Raw genomic sequence first — 18,127 nt, 5'->3', positions numbered from 1 at the left:
CCTGTTAATGGTCTCGACAAGCTTCGTCAGGGTATTCCAGTTCAATGGTGGTATGAGCTAATTCAAACGCTGCCAGCTGCTGTGATATTTGCTGCTTTAAAAGTGCGCGCTCTGAACATTCCAGTTCTTTTGATACCACAATATGCGCCGTTAATACATGACGCTCGCCATCCAAAGACCAAAAATGCAAATGATGGGCGTCATCAACCAGTTCCAGCGAAGTCAGTTGCTCACGTATTTTCCGGTACACTTCAGGGTCCGGAGAGGCCTGCACAAAGAGCTTCACCGTGGAGCCCAGGTGACGAATAACGTTAACCAGAATGAACAAAGTGAAGCCAATAGATAACAGAGGATCAAGAATAGGCCAGTCGACGAACATTAAAATAATCGACACGATTAAAACCGCAACCCAGCCCAGAACGTCCTCTAGTAAATGCCAGTTAAGCACGCGTTCGTTTAACGATTTACCATGAGACAATTTAAACGCCGCATAACCATTCACAATAACGCCGAATACCGCCAGTAACGCCATACCTTCCGCCATTGGCATTACCGGGTTCCATAAACGGGGAATGGCTTCAAATAAAATCCAGATAGAGCCTGCAGTCAGTACAACCGCGTTAATAAAAGCGCCAACCAGAGATAAGCGTTGATAGCCATAGGTAAAGGTCTGCGTGGCATCTTTACGACTGAATTTATCCAGCAACCAGGCCATACCAATAGAAATGCTGTCGCCGAGATCGTGCACAGCGTCCGCTAAAATGGCTGTACTATTGGTTAATATTCCACCGATAAATTCAATAACGGTAAAGCACAGATTAAGGAAAAACGCCCAACCAATTCGCTCCGATGAGCTCTCGTGGTGATGATGGTGATGGTGCATAACGCCCTTAATTGTTTATTAATTGCGCTTTTGAAGAATGAAAAATACGCAAAAATGACAGTTTGATTATAATTTAACACTTTTTCGTAGGGCAAATGAACTATTGCCTATAAAAACTTAAACGTGCAGAATCCCGCCAAATTTAGATTCCTCTAAATTACGAAGATGTAAACTTTTCCAGGAGCTTTAAATGAAGTATTCTTTAGCGGCTTGTATAGGTGCAGCAGCACTGACTATTGGCCTCCCGTCTCAAGCACAAGAAAAAATTGAATGGAGTGGTTTTGGTAATATTGCAGCGGGTATGACAACCGGCAGCGATGACCAGCTATTCGGCTACGATAATGATCTGGATTTTAATCCAGAAACGCTTTTTGCACTCCAGGCAAAAGCAAGTTTGTCCGATAAACTAACCGTTACGACTCAGCTTATGTCCCGCGGTTCCGACGATTTCGATCTTGGCGTTGAATGGGCTTACCTGCAATACCAGTTAACCGATTCTACCAGCGTCAATATGGGTAAGTTACGTTTACCACTTTACATCTATTCAGATTCACTGGATGTAGGCTACAGCTACCACTGGCTACGCACACCGCAAAGCGTTTATCGCGTGGCCTTTGATAATTACACCGGAGTCAGTGTCCAGCACAACGCTTTTGTTGGTGACTTCATTTTCAACACGCAAGTTATTGCCGGTACCGTAAAAGACGATGTTGAAGCAGGTGGTAGTGAACTGTCTCAAGCAGAACTAAACAACCTAATTGGTTTTAATGCCAGTGCCATCTACAACAATCTGACCATGCGTATTGCGTATTATCAAACCAACGATACCAATATTCATCTTCAAGAGATTGATACCTTATTAACATCGTTGGAACAAATTGGTGCGGGTGATGTTGCTTCCGAACTCGAAGCTTCTGAAGACAAAGGCTCATTTGCCGGCATCGGTTTTATGTACGACAACTTCAACTGGTTCGTTGGAGCTGAATACACACAACTTGAAGTTGAGAACAGTTATATACCCAAACAACGTTCAAGCTACATCACGGCAGGTAAACGCTTTGAGAACTGGTCATTACACGCCACCCTTGGCCAAACCGACGATGAGATAGTTGACGCAGAGCAACGCTTCACCGTTCCTGCTCCACAATTACAGGGCATTGTTAACCAGGTATTAGGTGGCGTTGTGAACGAAGCTACTTATAGTTCTGTTGGTGTTAACTTTAACGTCGCTCCTGGCGCGGTATTTAAATTTGACGTCACGCACTCCGATGACAAGCGCACAGATGCTTCTGACGTATTGGTTTCCGCCGCTGTTCAATTTGTATTTTAAGGAATTATGATGAAAAAATTAGTCGTATTTCTCATCTTGGTAACGGCATCAGTACTCAGCGCTCCAGCTTTCGCCCAAAACGGTGTGGTTGTTTCGCAAACTGAAATTGACGAAGCCTCTGTGCCTCGTATTTACCTTGGCCAGTCTCGTGTATTAAATGGTGTGAACCTGCCGGAAGATTCTGCTGTTCGTAAAGCCTTTGAAGAAAAGCTTTTGGGGCAAAGCGGCGAGCAACTGAAGCGTCACTGGGCTAAGTTAAAATTTACCGGTCGCGCAACGCCACTCAATGAATTAAACGGTGATGACGCGGTTCTTGAGTATGTTTTAAACAACCCTCAGGGTATTGGCTATATCTCTGATAAAAGTAAAGTGACAGATAAATTGAATATTATTGCCACTTTCTAACTTCCTGAACCTCCGGCTTTTGCCGGAGGTTTTATTTCGCCACCTGGTTTCGGCCATTCTCTTTAGACTTATACAATGCAGCGTCTGCCTTTTCCAGCCAATTCTCGGCAGTCGAAAATTCATCCGAAAACTCCGCAACCCCAGCGCTAATCGTTAACTGTAATTTTTCGTTGTTATGTTCTTTACCCAGAGGCAGTAACGTGTTCTCTACTTTCTCTCTCAAACGCTCGGCCACTAAGACACCTTCATTTACTGAGGTGTGCGGTAAGAGTATGACAAACTCCTCGCCACCGTAACGCCCACAAATATCGGTTTCCCGCTGACTATCTAATATGATCTTCGCTATCAACTGAATAGCTTTATCACCCAATTGGTGCCCATAGGTATCATTAACGGCCTTAAAGTGGTCAATATCCATCATGACAACCGAAGCGGTGTCGTCATAACGCTGACAACGAAGAAACTCCTGTTCGAACATGTTTTGCCAATGCCCGCGATTAAACAACTGAGTTAAGGCGTCGGTTTGGCTGATTGTTTTCAGCTTTAATAAGTTATTGGCTTCATCACTCACATCGTAAACCAGCGCACAAATGTGGTTAATCTTCTTATCTGTGGAGAACAGCGGGAATAGCGTCACGTTCTGAAACATTAGATCAGATTTTGCGGTAAAAGGCCTGGTATTTTCAAAGTTCAGAATATGAGGTTCCTGCTGCCAGTTACAGTGCGCCTGAATACCCAGCTTTAGTACCGACTCTACTTTGTATTCAAACCAACTTTTAGGCAGAGTTGGTAGTAACTTGAACAAGTTTTTGTCTTTGGCAGCGACACTGCTTATACCACTGTGGTTTTCCATAAAGCCATTCCATACTTTAACTTCATAATCCCTGTCAAAAACCACCAACCCCACTTCGATATTCTGAAGAATTTGTAATACCCAATGTAAATTGCTGATATCCAGTTCATCTTTACTCATCGATAAAGTACCCGGCTCTTTCTTCAAGTGCGGCAATTGAAGATTCAGTAAAAATAACAAAGAGATCGCAATTAAGATTGTAATCAGGGATCTCGTAATCAATGGTGATTATTAAAACCTGCTTATCCTTAACGTCCTCTTTAAAGACATTATTGATCGTTTCGCTCATTCCCAGAAAAGCTGGTTGACTAATGTTTAGCTCTAAATCGAGTTGAGAAGAGAAGCTTTTCAGAAAAGCCGCTATAAGGGTCGAAGCAACATCCAAAAAGACACTTTGGCTATCATCCTGAAATTCATAACCGTGGTAGTCCGAGAGTTTAGATGGCAAGTCGTTAAACGTGCGGTTGTCGACGCATAAAATGGCTTCTCCCGCGATGGCATTACCAACGAAGCCTTCAGACACCATATTAATGCGGTAATCTTCATCATGAAGTTCATTAATAAGTTTATCGTAGGGGCGCTTAGCCACATCAGGAACAGGCAACTGAATGAAAGATCCCAACATATCGCCTAATAGCTTAGCTGCATCACCAAGAGCAATATTGCTCATTTCTTTTAAAATATCGGTAGGTTCAATGTGCCCGGTTTTAGCTTCTTCGCGTTGATGGTTTTCGGGTAACAGTTCTTTAATGAGCCCGTAGCGCTCAAGCAAACTGTGCAACTCCTCAATAACTATCGGCTTTTTTATAAAACCTAAGGCGCCTAATTTTTCAACCTCTCGCTGGGAGGCTTCTTGTATATCACCGGAAACAACAATGGTGAGACAGTCCAGCTGCTTTTCCTTAATCCTCCGCAATACTTCAAAACCATCCATTACAGGCATGGTTAAGTCCAGGAAAAGCAGTTCTGCCAACCCTTGTTCGACTACGTCGAGTGCCTCTTGCCCATTCTCAGCAAAGCGCACCTCAATATTCCAACCCTTCGGTAGAGCAAGCTCGATACTTTTACGAGCAACTTTCGAATCATCACAAATAAGAACTTTCATAATCTAAACATGGCATATGAGAGCCCAATGGTTAAGATCTTTTACGGTTTTCTTATCATTAAATTTTAGAAACTTTATACCTCACACCACTTTAGAGCTTTATAGGGTCTCGACACGAAAAAATTATTGTTATAATATAACATTACATTTTAATTGAATTGTGTTGCCCCATGAAATACCAAGCAATTACCCTAAGTTTACTCTCTATAATGAGTACGGGCTCGTTCGCGCAAGAACAGGAGTCTTTCGAACACGTTGAAGTCAATTATCGTCAGGCGTATCGCGGAGATGTTCCTGTTTCTGAAATTCCTCAGGCAATTACTACGCTGGACCGCAGCCTGGTAGATGATATTAATATCTCCCGTTTTCGCGATGTTTTGTTGTTTTCTCCGTCAATTGCTTTGCAAAACGACGGCGGTAACTTATGGGACAGCTACTCTATGCGCGGATTCCCGGGTAACGAAAACGTACCGACCGGCTACTTAGTTAATGGTTTCTCCAGTGGTCGCGGTTTCGGCGGGCATCGGGACGTTTCTAATATTGAGTACGTAGAAGTACTGAAAGGCCCAGGCTCTGCTTTGTATGGTCGCTCGGACCCGGGAGGGGTAATTAATGTGGTTACCCGTAAACCACAATACGCGCCGGAAGGTTACTTAAAGACCTCCTTTGGCAGCGACGACCGTTATCGTCTTGAAGGTGACTACACCAGCGGTCTTAGCGATAGCGTCTCCATGCGGATAAACGGCGCAATACAGGACGACGACAGTTTCCGGGATCATGTCAGCAGCAAGAAAAAAGTCATTAACCCGTCGCTGCGTTGGCAACTGGACAAAGACACTTCCATACTTTATGCCTTTGAATTCATGCAGCAGGAGCAGCTCTTTGACCGCGGCATCGTAGTTTTAGATAACAACATTAGAACCGTTCCAAGAGACCGCTTTCTGGGCGAACCAAGCGATGACCCGACTAAAATCAGTTCACAAGGCCACCAGCTAACCTTTGAGCATTACCTGCAAAACGACTGGTTTTTAACCGGTGGTATTAATGCCAGAAGTACAAAGTTAGACGGCTACTCGTCGGATGCCGAGCTGTCTGGCTCGCGCCAGAAACTGTTTGAAGACGGCCGCACTCTGACCCGTCAGCACCGCCGTCGTGACTACGATTCCGATGATCTATCATTAAGGCTGGAATTAAGCGGTAACGCGGAATTATTCGGCATGACCCATCACTTATTAATGGGAGCCGACGCATACCGTTATGACTTATACACCTTACTGGCTCGTGCTCGTCCGGAACCCGGTACTTACGAGCTGGATATTTTTAACCCTCAATATGGTGCAGCTAAACCCGAACTTCAGACCCAATACATTAACGACGAGAATCAAAAAGGCTTCGGTTTGTACGTGCAGGATCAGCTTGAGCTTAATGACCAGTGGCACCTACTACTGGGATTAAGACTGGATCAGTACACACAAGAAACCCTGGAGCTGGTGTCAGGTACGGAATCTGAACAGGATGAAAGCCGGGTTAGCCCGCGCGTCGCACTGAGCTACCTGCCAACTGATAACCTAACCTTGTACGCCAGTTATTCAGAAGGCTTTGTTCCTATTAGCGGCACCGACTTCGAAGGTCAGGGTTTTGACCCGGAGGAGAGCGACTCGGTAGAACTGGGGATGAAATATTCCGCCAATGGTTTTCGTTTAAATGCTGCTGTTTTCGATGCCACTAAAACCAATATTCTTACGGATGACCCGGCTCACCCTGGCTATCCGGCCACGCTGGGCGCTGCAACCAGTAGCGGGTTTGAAATAGAAGGGGGCATGTCGCTGGGCAGTTACACAGACTTACGGGTTGCCTATAGCTATATCGATAGTAAGACGAAAAATGACATTACCGTTTACGACTGGGGCGTGAATGTTCCTGCCGGCAGTGACCTGGTAAATATCCCTAAAAACACCTTTAACGCCATGGTTAAACACGACCTCAGACACTGGCAAATTAATGCGGATATAGGGCTTACCGCTCGCTATGTGGATGACCGTTTAGGCGCTACGGTCGATCAGTCGTATCGTCTGCCCAGTTATCAGGTTTTCGATTTGTTCTATACACACCGGTTAACCGACAACACCGAATTACAGATAAACGTTGATAATCTTTTTGACGAGTATTACATGTCGAACGCCTATTCAGCACTTTGGACAACACCAGGAGCCCCAAGACAGTTTTCAGTGAGCCTGACTTATGAATTCTAAAACTATCACGCAAAGAATTAACAGTATTGATGCATTGCGTGGCCTGATCATTATATTAATGTTGCTGGACCACGCACGGGAACGGTTCTTTTATAACCATCCGGTTGCAGACCCTATGATACTGGAAACTACGGAGCCTGGTTTATTCTGGAGCCGTTTTGCGGCACATTTTTGTGCACCAATATTCGTGTTTCTGACCGGCCTTTCAGCCTGGTTGTATCAGCAAAAACATGACGGTTCCCCCAGTGTCACCCGTGAGTTTTTATGGAAGCGCGGACTGTTCCTGGTGATATTAGAATTTACGGTCATCAACTTTTTATGGTTTGGAACCCACCAAACACTGTACCTGCAGGTAATATGGGTTATTGGTCTGTGCATGCTCATTCTGGGGGCCTGCGTCAATTTACCATACCGGCTTCTGTTGGTGCTGGGCCTGCTTATTGTCGCAGGGCATAACGCGCTGAACTTTATCCAGCTGAACCCGGGTGAGTGGGGTTATACAGCCTGGACACTTCTTCATGACCGCGGCTATATTCTGCAGTCCGACGCGTTATCAATACGAGCCAGCTACCCGTTACTGCCGTGGATAGGCGTTATTTTGCTGGGTTACGCAGCCGGACCTTTGTATTCCAAATCCTTCTCGTCTGAGCGCAGAGCCTATTGGTTGTTAGGGCTAACAGCGTTTTGTCTCACCGGTTTTCTGCTACTGCGTGGTTTTAATATCTACGGCGAGACACAAGTCTGGTCTCAGCAAGAGAGTTTAGCCGCCACCGTGCGGGCTATATTCAATGTGACCAAGTACCCGCCATCGCTGAATTTTCTGCAAATAACCTTTGCTGGCATGTTCGCCATGTTGTACCTAATGGAGCGCTTACAGGGAAAATGGACTGAGGTTTTAACCGCTTTCGGTGGCGCACCCATGTTTTTCTACATAGTCCACCTTTACGTTTTATTGCTGCTTTATACTCTGGCTACCGCAATTTTAGGGGCGCCGGAGGAAGGCTTTATGAGCCTGCCTAACATTTATTGGGTGTGGCTAACCACCATTGTGCTGGCCGCTTTACTGTACAAACCCACGCAGATGTTTAACCGATACAAACGTCGCAGCAATAAAGCCTGGGTGAAATATTTATGATGGTTAAGGAGAAAGGAATGAGTGACCGCCTCGGTATGTTTTTCTCTGGCCTGTGTTTTGTCCATTGTCTGGCAACGCCAATACTGCTTATTTTTCTGGGAACCAACTCGTTAGTAAGCACTCTGGAAACGCCTTTGTTTCACCGGTTACTATTGCTGCCGGTGTTAACAATGGCGATATTTCAGGGATATTATGCCTGGAGAAACCCGCAAGCTAAGCTCAGTCGGGTACTACTACCGCTTGGTTGTTTAGCAGTAGTTATTGCCCAGTTTTTTCATGGCACAGTTGAAATCTTACTCACCGTTATTGGCTCGCTGACTTTAATTAGTGGTCACTTTTTTCACTTAAAACTCGAGCATTGCGCCGGTCAGAGCTAACCGGCGCTACTTGTAAGATAAAAGCCCATTCCGCCTAGCAGCCAAAGAACACTGATACCACACAGTCCATTCATAACCTTGTCACCTAAAGACGAACCGCCTCCGTGGTCATGATGATGGTGATGTTCGTGTTCTTTTTGCTTCTGCCGCCAAAGCACAACCATAACCACGCTCAGCAGTAAGAAAATTAGGTTCAGAACAAAACCGTAGTCCAGCTTGAAATGCTGCTGTTCGGCCGGTGATGACCACTGCGACGCATCCGGCAGTAAATCAAACGCCAGTAAGCCATAGTGCATGGCTAACGACGCGGCAACCAAGCAGATAAATAGCATAGAGGTTATATACAATGCCATTTTCCAGCCATAATAACGCGCATTAATTTTCACCACCGGCAGTACAATTAAGTCGGAGAAAATAAACGCCATAACACCGGCAAAAGCGACTCCTTCACCAAACAAAACAGCAGCCAATGGAATGTTGCCCATAGAGCCAATAAAAGTGAAAAATGCAGCCACAGGGCCCACTACGGCTTGTTGTAGTAGCGACCAAAACCCAGGGTCACCCTCTGTACCCACACCAATAAATAACCATTCAAAAAACGCACTAGGTACAAAGGCGGAAATAACGCCAGCGACCGTAAAACCAATAAGTACATCTTTCCAGACCATCTGCCATTCCATTACGTACTTTTGGCCGACCTGACGCCAGGTGTCTATGTTGAGTAAATCCGACAACGTACTTTCGTGATGATGTTCGTCGTCCTCTTCGTCTTCTTTTCGCGCATTTTTAATTAGGTTTTTAGGGTTGGTTAGCGTAATAAAGAGCCAGACGAATAAAATCAGCAACAACCCGCCAACGTATTCACCAACCACAAATTGCCAGCCAAGAAAAATGGAAATAACAAAACCCAGTTCAATAACCAGGTTAGTCGAGGCCAGCATAAACGCCATCGATGCACTGAACGCCGCGCCTTTGTTAAACAAAGCTCGTGTGGTTGATAACGCAGCAAAACTGCAGGAACTGGAAATAAAACCAAAGAATGTGCCAAGCGACACCGACTTCAAGTCATTGCCCCCCATAGCCTTGCGCATTCGACGTTTAGTAATAAGCACTTGGATTAAGCTACTGATCAAATAACCTAATACAAACGCCCATAACGCCATCCAGAAAAACCCCAGGCTGGTGTAGGCCGACTCGCCCCATAGTGATAAGAAGTTCTCCATGCTGGCTCCTTGATCTGGTTAAATTATTTTAGAATTCAGGCTACTAAAATAAAAATATGACTACATTCAAAATAGTAGCTTACGTTAAGCCTGTCCAAAATTGATCAAAACGCCTTGTTTCGTGACAGTCTCGTGACGTTTTCTTTAAACCTTGGCTTTCCGCCGTTTTTGCGTGTCCCCTTTCGTTAGCAATCCATGTCATTACGGGTAGTTCTGAAAACTATTTACACAACTAACTGTGTTCATTCTTTTTATTAAGGTCGTTACTCATGGAGTTTTTTATGTCGAAAGCTGTATTTCCTAAAGCTAAGCTGGCCATTGCTCTGGCTGCTGCTCTGACGTCTGTATCAGCGCAAACTTTAGCTCAAGAGCAGGGCGCAAGTGATGCTAACAACGCGGATATCGAACGCATTCAGGTCGAGGGCTACCGTGGTAGCCTTATTAAAGCCAAAGACATTAAGCGTGAATCGGTTGGCTCGCAGGATACGATCCTAGCCGAAGATATTGCCGATTTTCCTGACTTAAACTTAGCTGAATCGTTACAACGTATTCCCGGCATTACCATTACTCGCGAGGCCGGCGAGGGACGCCAAATTTCCTTGCGAGGTCTTAACGCCGACTTTACCCAGGTTCAGCTTAACGGCATGGAAGCTTTAGGCACTTCGTCATCACCTATGGACAGCCGCGGTGGCGTAAATTCTTCGCGCTCATTCGATTTTAATATTTTTGCTTCCGAGCTTTTTAATCAAATTGACGTTAAAAAATCTTATTCTGCCAATATGGATGAAGGCGGCATTGGTGGCACAGTCAATTTACGTACAGCCAAGCCTTTTGACTATGATGGTTTCAAAGGAGCGGTTAACCTGCAGGCGGGCAAAAACTCATTGGCTGATGACACCAGTCCCCGCTTTGCCGGCTTGCTGTCAAACACCTGGGGCGATTTCGGCGCACTGGTTTCCTTTGCCTATAGCAACAGAGATACCGTCGAGCAAGGCTATAACACCTATCGCTGGCGCCCGCTGGACGCAAATGGTTCAGATATTTCCGCATTAACGCCGGAGCAGCAAGCGAAAGTTAACAGCGGTGAATTACGTTTCTCCCGCGGCAGTCGCTATACCCAGTTCAACAGCGACCAAACCCGTCTTGGTACTACACTGGCTTTACAATATCGTCCGTCTGACAGCTTTAATGTCGGTTTTGATGGGTTATACGGAAAACTCGATAATGACCGGGGAGAATTTCATCTGCAAAGCCGGGGCGCCAGCTTAACCGCATTAGGCTGTACAGGGCCTGATTATAACGGTGGTGCTCGCGCTAAATGCTCGAAATTAACAGACATTGAATACAACGCGAACAATGAAGTGATTTACTCTAAGTGGCAGGACACTTCGCTGCACACGGAAAGCCGCGACCAATACGCTGAAACCGACATCTATCAGGCGGTTCTGACTATGGACTGGCAGTTAAGTGATGCCTTTGGAGTTGACCTTAAGCTGGGCACCATGGCAAGTGACTTTAATTCAGGTAGCGCAAAGGTTTATCTTGAGTCCTTCGCCGACATGGAAATTGATTACCGCAAGGATAAGTTCTATGCAACAAACCGTTTTTACAACGACTATGACCCAACGAATATCGATGAGTTTCGCTTCCACGAAATCGATTTATCGGAAACCGAAGTTGAAAACAGCTTTGATATTGCTGAGCTAAACACGAGTTTTATTATTGGCCAGTACGGTACGTTAAATTCGGGTGTCTCTTACAAAAAATATTCTCACGAAAACAATAATGTTAACCAGAATAACTTACTGCAAGATGAATGGCAGAGCGGCGAGTTATCGGACATTATTGACCCAGATTTAACTTATACGAATACCAGCCACGAGCGCCAGTCCTGGTTAAGTGTTGATGTTGATGGCGTACTGCGCCAGTTTAACGTTGACCGAAACCTGTCTCAGCCGCAGCGACCAAACAAAGTTGAAGAAGAGACCTTCGCCGCCTACCTGCAATACGATTTCGAAATTCCGTTGGGTAACACCTACCTGAGGGGTAACGCCGGTGCACGCTATTACGATACGGAAATCGCATCATCGGGCGTTGTTAACGGCGAGAATTATGTCACTTTAGATAGCGCCTATGACGGCATACTTCCGGCGGTTAATTTAGCCTGGGATGTCGCAGAGAAGGTTGTTCTTCGCGCCAGCGCCGGCAAAAACGTAACGCGCCCTACACTGGCCAGCCTGTCCGTTTCCGGTACGGTCAATACTGACCCGTTAGCCGGCTCAAGTGGTTTAAGTATTGGTGCGGGAAACCCGGCTTTAGAGCCCTTTGAGTCTACTAACTATGAGGTTTCTGCCGAATATTACTTTGATCAGGTAGGCTACGCTTCGGTTTCATATTTCCGCAAAAATATTGATAACTTCATTAGCAATAAAGTGGTCGAAACGCCTTACGGAGAAACCGGCTATCCGCTGGAATGGATTGAGGGAGAGGTAGATGAGCAGGGTAATGCTCAAACACCGGAAACACTGTATAGCTTCTCGCAACCACAAAACCTTGAAGACAGTGACTTCTCCGGCTGGGAGTTTGCCTTACAACGTGACTTCGACTTCTTACCTGCGCCATTTAATAACTTCGGAACCGTCGTCAACTATACAATTGCAGACGGTGATTCACTACATAACATATTGGTTGACGGTGAAATGGTTCCGGTTTACCGCCCGTTCCTTGGCTTGTCGGATAAAACGGCTAACGCCACGCTGTATTTCGAAACAGAGAACTGGGGTGCCCGCGTATCGGCGTCCTACAGAAGTGATTACCTGCAGGGAGTGGAAGTTGCGAGCAACGATCAGGACGAGTCCGGTTTTCACGGTACCACTTACTGGGACTTTTCTGCATTTGTTAACTTAAGTGAAAACCTCAAACTGACCTTTGAAGGGGTAAACTTAAGCAACGAACGCGAAGAACAATATTCTGACTCAGATGACCGCTTATACAACACCACCGTTAGTGGGCGTACTTACTACGTTGGGGTTAATTACAGCTTCTAAGAACGCATTGTTATAAAAACGACAAAGGCCTCCTGTATTGAACCGGAGGCCTTTTTAATTAGTGCCGGTAGGTTATTCCGAGAAAGACATTTCTTCCGTAAGAGGTTGAGTTGTAGGCGCGATGAGTGCTATTGCTGTACTGCTCTTCGCGCTCATTGGTAAGGTTGCTGAATTCCAGACCCAGCTCCCAGGAAGAATTAAAAGCCCAGCTCACACTCGCATCCACATAGGTAGACGCATGAAACCCCGTCTCATCTTCATCTGACAGTGTCTGACTGTCTACGCGAGCAATGTAGTCGTCCCTGTGGGTAGCTGAAATACGCGCGAGAAAGTTCGCGTCCTCATAATAAAGCGCCACAGCTGCAGTGTGCTCTGACAAATAGGGAAAGTCTTTTTTAAACAGCTTATTGCCTGTGTTTTCATCATAAAAAGCCACCTCGCCCTTATTCAAGGTTCCCTGTAAATTAACACCCAGGTTATTAAAAGGCGCAGGCAAGAAAGACCAGCGCCACTGCAACTGAGCTTCAAGTCCGCTAAGCCAGGCCGATTCGCTGTTCTTCCTCTCAATAATATTCAAAGCCGGTTGATCGGTGCCGGCATTAAGACGCTCACTGGCAATATAATCATCAAGGTCTTTATAGAACCAGGCTGCACTGAAAAACAGAGCGTTATCGCCGTAATAAGCTGCCGACAGGTCAAAATTACTGCTGACATAAGGAGATAACTCATCACTCGCTTTGACTAAAGTTTGAGACGTTCCTTGCTGAATTAATCGCGGCGTTAAGTCGGAGAACAAAGGGCGGGCAATACTTCGACTTAGCGACGCCCTTAGCTGCCAGCTGTCCGAATAAAAATAGGTGGCATTAATTGCTGGCAGCACGTTCGAGGAGCTCAACTTTTGTTGCAGTATGGGCTCGTTGCTATTAATGTCGGTACGACTTTCAACCACCCGGGCGCCAGCCAGCAACTGCCAGTTTTTCCAAAGCCAGTCAGTTTGAAAAAAAGCTTCCCAATTGGTTTCCTGAATAAGGTTCCGGGTTGTTTCAATAGGGGGTGCGTTACTGCTTAGCTCCGTTCCGTTAACTGAAAAATGGTTAAGAACCGCGGGAACATCCAGCTCTGTCCAGGGTATTTTTGAGTGACGGCTGAACCGGTAACTCAGCGCGTTTTCCAACACCACATCGCTGTTTTTAAAATACCCGGACAGAACATCATTCTGCGTTGACCAAATGCGCTGACTCTCTTGTTGATTCACTTCAATACCCAGTTGATAACTCGCCCCGGCATTGGGAGAATATTCAGAAAAGAATTTCAATTGTTTTTGCTGAGTGAAAGAGTCGTACAGCTCAAGGTCCAGTTCATCGAAGAACCATTGCTCCGGTTGGGTTAAGTCACTGGCGTAATTGATGTGGGCAAAGTACCTGTCCTTTCGGTAATCAATGCTTACATCGCCTTGCTGGCGGGTAAAGACTTTTGCACTAAAAGGAATACTGTAGTCAGACTGCTGAAGCCCCAGCTGCCAGCCAATATCCAGCACCCGGTTTAACTCAAAAAGACCACGGGTTATCCATTGATTATAGTCGGTTTTAACCTGTTGCTGACGGCTTTCAGCGGCAATAGAGGCGTTCTCATAACGCGCATAAACCAACTCATTCCGGGCATTAATCTCTGCCGTCGTAACTTTGGTGATACCTTCTATTATCGGCGTCATTGCCGAACCTCGTGGATAAAGGTGGTTCTCCCGCCGGGTGCCCTCAAGCGTTGCTGAAACCCAGTCAAAGCTTAGCTCAAGACCTTCTCGTTGATATTGCAGCGCAAGGTTCCCGCCAAAGCGGGTTTGGTCTATTTGCCATACGGAATAACGGTTGCCGCGGGGCATAACAATGTCACCAGAACGCCATTTATCCGCAAGATCTTCATCAATGCCACTTAAGTCAGCATTGGGAGATAAAGGGCGCCAGCGAAAAGTATTGGCGCCTTGCTCCTGCACATTTCTTTCACCCCAGTTAACCGAAAGCAGCGCGCCCCAGTTATTCCAGGTATTTGAGAGAACAGCTGACAGACGCTTATCCGGGTTGTCACGAAACTGATTACGCCCAAGCCCCGCGTCTAACTCAAACCTTGCCCCCGGTTTTTTGAACGGTTTATCGGTTTGCAGCGCAATAGTTCCGGCCAGCCCGCCTGAGGTTTGTTCGGACGAGTAGCTTTTACGTACCTGAACACTTTCAAATAGTTTGGGCGAGAAAATATTGAAATCAAAGGATCGGTTCTGCTCTTTCTGCAAACGACTGTCCATGGGTAAGTCATTATTAGAAAGCGCCGGCATGCCATTTAAGGTCACCAGAGTGAAATCGGGGTATACGCCTCTCAAACTCACCTGACGCCCTTCGCCCAGCGCCCGGGTAATGGTAATGCCCGGAACCCTTTGTAACGACTCAGCCACAGTCACATCGGGGTAGCTGGATAAATCCTGACCCGCAATAACATCACTAATGTGTTTGCTGTTTTGTTTGTACTGCAATGACTGGCTGGCCGCTTCGTAAGAGCCGGTTGTGGTAATTTCGTCAATATCATCCAGAGCAGCTTGTTGCTTGTTGGCGTCATCAACACGAACAACGAAACCATTGTCGGTTACATAAGCGGTCAAATTATTATTTAAAAACAGCTCATCAAGAGCTTGTTGCAGGGTGTAGCGACCTTTTAACTCAGAGCCTTTTTTTGCCGTTAAATGATCACTTGGCGCAATAAAAGAACAATCAAAAATTTTAGAAATTTCTGCCAACTGTTCCGCTAGCGCCTGCGCCGGTAGTTGAATAAAACGCGCTTTTTCGTCCGCGATAATCCCGCCTGATGAAAACAGGCTAAGCAAAAGAAAAATACCGGTATAAAGCTTGTTGTTCTTTATACCGTTTGGTTTGCCGTAGCGCATAAAAAGGTTCAACGAAAAGTTACATAGGGCGCATATAAAGTACGTCGGGCTGTTTATCGACCTTTAATTGATAAGCGTCGCTAATAAGCTGTATGGCTTGTTCAGGCTTATTGAGAGGGAAGCGCCCTTCAATAAGAAGGTCAGCAACCGATTCGGATTCAAACTTTATAGGCCGTTCTGAATAGCGTTGCAGCTTTGCCACAACCTGAGAAAGCGGTATGGCGTTGGCCTCAAGCCAGCCGGTTCGCCAGTCCGGGAGCGACTCAGTGCGCACATCCGTAACCACGCCCTGGCCAGAACTATCCAGTTTTAACTGCTGCCCGCGCCGTAAACTGTACTGAGCGCCCTGAGTTACCTGAACATTACCGGAATACACAGTAATTGTTGTGGTCGTCGGTAATTGCTCAATATCAAAAGACGTACCGAGCACTTTAACCTCAGCCTCCCCAACCTTAACAATAAAAGGCGCCTGCTTATTGTGAGCAACGTCAAAATAAGCCTGGCCACGAGTCAGTACAACGGAGCGTTGATTTTGTTCAGGTATCACTTCCAACTGACTGTCTGCGTTTAAATAAATAAGCGTGCCGTCGGCTAATACCTCGGACTGTGGCTGCGCCACATTAGCCGAAAGTTGCTGATTTTTTACAAAACCAGCGGACTGAGCAACTTGAGGCTCCGGCGATATTGGCTGGTGTGGAGTTTTGGTCAGTTGGAATACCAAAACAAAACAAGCCACACTGGCCGCAACCGCCCACAGACCCCAGAAAGCGTTCTTCGATTGGGTATCTGCCGAGAAGTCGTCATTGGCTGCATTTTTGGGTTCGCTTTGTTGCTGTTCTATCGCAAAGTCCACTTCCGGAGCCTGCATAGCGCCACTGACTCGCTTATAAGCGTTGCGGTTGTCCTTATCGCGCATCCACAGAGTAAACTCCTTGCGCTCTTGGGGAGAGAGTTCTTCCTGGCGATCGAGCCAGTCTGCGGCCTGCAGTAATCTATGGTGCTCAGTCATCCAGCCATCCTTGCTGTTCCGATGCCAGCGTAATATCAAGCATAGCGCGGGTAATATGCTTTTTAACGGCTTCTTCGTTCAAATCCAGCTGAGAGGCTATTTCACTGCGCGTTAAGCCTTTAAAGCGTCTTAGCATAAACACTTTTCGTCGCAACGGCGGCATAGAGTCAAGCACGCCGGATATCGCCACCAGCTTTTCCTGAACAATATATTGCGCTTCAAGGCACTGATAAGGCTCCGTAACTTGTTCAGGTAATTCGCCACACTCATTTTTATCGTGCCGCCAGTAGTCAGCCAATACCGAGTTAGCCACCGTAATAAGATAAGCAAGTGGCTTAATCATTGTACTGAAGTCCGCACTTTTATAGGTCCGGGCTAATGTTTCCTGAACAACATCGTCAATAACATCGGGCTTAGAGACACGGCTTGCGACAAAAGAGCGCAAACTGGGTATTAGCTCTAAATAGCGATGTTTTTGTAACGTACGAGAAGGCAACACTTTCATGTTTAATAAACAAAGACGATGCTTTGCTATGTTTCCGTTTAGTTTTTGTTCATCGCATCATAACGGGTAATTGTTACGCTTTTACTAAAGCCATTTTAATGTCCCCTCTTGCGGAAAATAACACTCTTTATTAGCAATGTTTGGTTATCAAAGTCAGGAATTAAGCGTGTTAAAAAAACTATCCATAGCCTTAGGTCTCATAGCCTGTTCCACAACCTTCAATGTGCAGGCACAGCAAGAATACAGACCCATATTCCCGGCCGCTTCCCAGGCTGTTCTGGAAATAGCTCCGGTGTTCGACTTTCATAATAATGGCTGCCTGCCTGATGTCGGCGTTGACCGTTATGGCCAGATGAACCCCGGAATTGAGCCGGTTGGCGGGCTGGGGGAGAATTGTCGTAATAAACAATTCCTGAAGCAGTCAAATACTCTGCACCGCACGCTGTGTATGAACAAGACAACCGATGCCGACGAGTCGCGTTATTGCGGTCATATCTATTCACTGTACTTTACTAAAGACCAGTCCATTAGTGGTGAGAGAAGTGGCCATGCACACGACTGGGAGTTTGCCGTTATTTATACAAAAGACGGGAATATAACCCATGCCGGTTACAGCGCCCACGGAAAAGTTATTACGGCCCCCATTAACGAAATAGAAACCCAGGGCAAGCAGGTTAAAGTCGTTTACCGCAAAGACGGTAACAAAACCCATGCCTTTTCCTTTGCTGAACCAGGAGAAAAAGCGCAAAATCCTTACAACCGTTTTGTCACTCCGGCTGTCGTTAGCTGGTTTGAAATGCGCGGCGAAAACCTCAGCAACGAGGAAATGCGTTACGCCTTTAATAATCATGATTTTAAGGCAGGAAACGTGCCTGTATCTGATGATAACTTTGTCAGGAATCTGAATAAGGGAAAACCGGAGAGTTATCCGGAGTTTTACTTAAACAAAGATGCAGATTAAATATTTCATCCTGATGAATTTATTATGATTTAAAGCCTAAGGGTGTCCCCATTTATTTCGAGAACGTCTCTATAACAATAGCGCCATTTGGGAGCGCTAAAATGAGGAGATGA

At 46.0% G+C, this 18,127-nt stretch carries 14 protein-coding genes; 7 read left to right on the top strand and 7 right to left on the bottom strand.

Annotated features, from left to right (window positions below; translation table 11 throughout):
• Positions 1–4: 4 nt before the first annotated feature.
• Positions 5–883 carry a cation diffusion facilitator family transporter gene (locus NJR55_RS02325; RefSeq protein ID WP_253617477.1) on the bottom strand — a complete coding sequence of 293 codons (879 nt, stop codon included), beginning with the start codon at positions 881–883 and terminating at the stop codon, positions 5–7.
• 190 nt (positions 884–1,073) lie between these two features.
• Here NJR55_RS02325 and NJR55_RS02320 point away from each other — a divergent pair, with 190 nt between their 5' ends.
• Positions 1,074–2,213: a hypothetical protein gene (locus NJR55_RS02320; protein ID WP_253617476.1), complete on the top strand. Its 1,140-nt coding sequence runs from the start codon at positions 1,074–1,076 to the stop codon at positions 2,211–2,213.
• Between the two features lie 6 nt (positions 2,214–2,219).
• A complete protein-coding gene (locus tag NJR55_RS02315) occupies positions 2,220–2,618 on the top strand; it encodes a type 2 periplasmic-binding domain-containing protein (RefSeq protein ID WP_253617473.1) in 399 nt (132 codons plus the stop codon).
• 31 nt (positions 2,619–2,649) lie between these two features.
• Here the strand turns inward: NJR55_RS02315 and NJR55_RS02310 are convergent, their stop codons facing one another.
• Both NJR55_RS02310 and NJR55_RS02305 read right to left on the bottom strand, forming a co-directional pair.
• The gene (locus NJR55_RS02310) at positions 2,650–3,591 is read right to left on the bottom strand and encodes a GGDEF domain-containing protein (protein WP_253617472.1); all 942 of its coding nucleotides are present in this window, start codon (positions 3,589–3,591) and stop codon (positions 2,650–2,652) included.
• Entirely contained in the window at positions 3,584–4,576 is a 993-nt protein-coding gene (locus NJR55_RS02305) for a response regulator (protein ID WP_253617471.1), read from the bottom strand. Before NJR55_RS02305 ends, NJR55_RS02310 begins: the two co-directional genes overlap by 8 nt.
• A 209-nt stretch (positions 4,577–4,785) precedes the next feature.
• Here NJR55_RS02305 and NJR55_RS02300 point away from each other — a divergent pair, with 209 nt between their 5' ends.
• Genes NJR55_RS02300 through NJR55_RS02290 form a run of 3 tightly spaced genes read left to right on the top strand, consistent with a single transcriptional unit; the run spans position 4,786 to position 8,340 of the window.
• Positions 4,786–6,828 (top strand): TonB-dependent siderophore receptor, encoded by a 2,043-nt coding sequence (locus tag NJR55_RS02300; RefSeq protein WP_253617470.1) that lies wholly within the window; start codon positions 4,786–4,788, stop codon positions 6,826–6,828.
• Complete coding sequence (locus NJR55_RS02295) at positions 6,818–7,963, top strand: acetyltransferase domain-containing protein (protein ID WP_253617469.1); 1,146 nt, start codon at positions 6,818–6,820, stop codon at positions 7,961–7,963. The genes NJR55_RS02300 and NJR55_RS02295 overlap by 11 nt, the downstream gene beginning before the upstream one ends.
• A 17-nt stretch (positions 7,964–7,980) precedes the next feature.
• The gene (locus NJR55_RS02290) at positions 7,981–8,340 is read left to right on the top strand and encodes a MerC domain-containing protein (RefSeq protein WP_253617468.1); all 360 of its coding nucleotides are present in this window, start codon (positions 7,981–7,983) and stop codon (positions 8,338–8,340) included.
• Here the strand turns inward: NJR55_RS02290 and NJR55_RS02285 are convergent.
• Positions 8,337–9,563 carry a permease gene (locus tag NJR55_RS02285; protein ID WP_253617466.1) on the bottom strand — a complete coding sequence of 409 codons (1,227 nt, stop codon included), beginning with the start codon at positions 9,561–9,563 and terminating at the stop codon, positions 8,337–8,339. The two genes, NJR55_RS02290 and NJR55_RS02285, sit on opposite strands and share 4 nt — an antisense overlap.
• 281 nt (positions 9,564–9,844) lie before the next feature.
• On the opposite strand from NJR55_RS02285, the gene NJR55_RS02280 reads away from it, so the two are divergent.
• On the top strand, positions 9,845–12,610 hold the full coding sequence (locus NJR55_RS02280) for a TonB-dependent receptor (protein ID WP_253617464.1): 2,766 nt from the start codon (positions 9,845–9,847) through the stop codon (positions 12,608–12,610).
• A gap of 58 nt (positions 12,611–12,668) precedes the next feature.
• Here the strand turns inward: NJR55_RS02280 and NJR55_RS02275 are convergent, their stop codons facing one another.
• From NJR55_RS02275 to NJR55_RS02265, 3 genes are read right to left on the bottom strand one after another with little or no spacing between them, the layout of a single operon-like run.
• A complete protein-coding gene (locus tag NJR55_RS02275; RefSeq protein ID WP_253617461.1) occupies positions 12,669–15,539 on the bottom strand; it encodes a TonB-dependent receptor in 2,871 nt (956 codons plus the stop codon).
• A gap of 19 nt (positions 15,540–15,558) precedes the next feature.
• Positions 15,559–16,548, bottom strand: coding sequence for a FecR family protein (locus NJR55_RS02270; RefSeq protein WP_253617458.1), 990 nt, complete (start codon positions 16,546–16,548; stop codon positions 15,559–15,561).
• On the bottom strand, positions 16,541–17,053 hold the full coding sequence (locus NJR55_RS02265; RefSeq protein ID WP_253617457.1) for an RNA polymerase sigma factor: 513 nt from the start codon (positions 17,051–17,053) through the stop codon (positions 16,541–16,543). Before NJR55_RS02265 ends, NJR55_RS02270 begins: the two co-directional genes overlap by 8 nt.
• A gap of 166 nt (positions 17,054–17,219) precedes the next feature.
• Between NJR55_RS02265 and NJR55_RS02260 the strand changes: the two genes are divergently transcribed.
• On the top strand, positions 17,220–18,014 hold the full coding sequence (locus NJR55_RS02260; protein ID WP_253617455.1) for an NPP1 family protein: 795 nt from the start codon (positions 17,220–17,222) through the stop codon (positions 18,012–18,014).
• Positions 18,015–18,127: the final 113 nt, after the last annotated feature.

The sequence above is a fragment of the Idiomarina rhizosphaerae genome (genome assembly GCF_024159085.1).
GTDB classification, from domain to species: Bacteria; Pseudomonadota; Gammaproteobacteria; order Enterobacterales; family Alteromonadaceae; genus Idiomarina; species Idiomarina rhizosphaerae.
The sequence above is the reverse complement of the archived record's forward strand: the minus strand, read 5'-3'. Positions and strand labels throughout refer to the sequence as shown.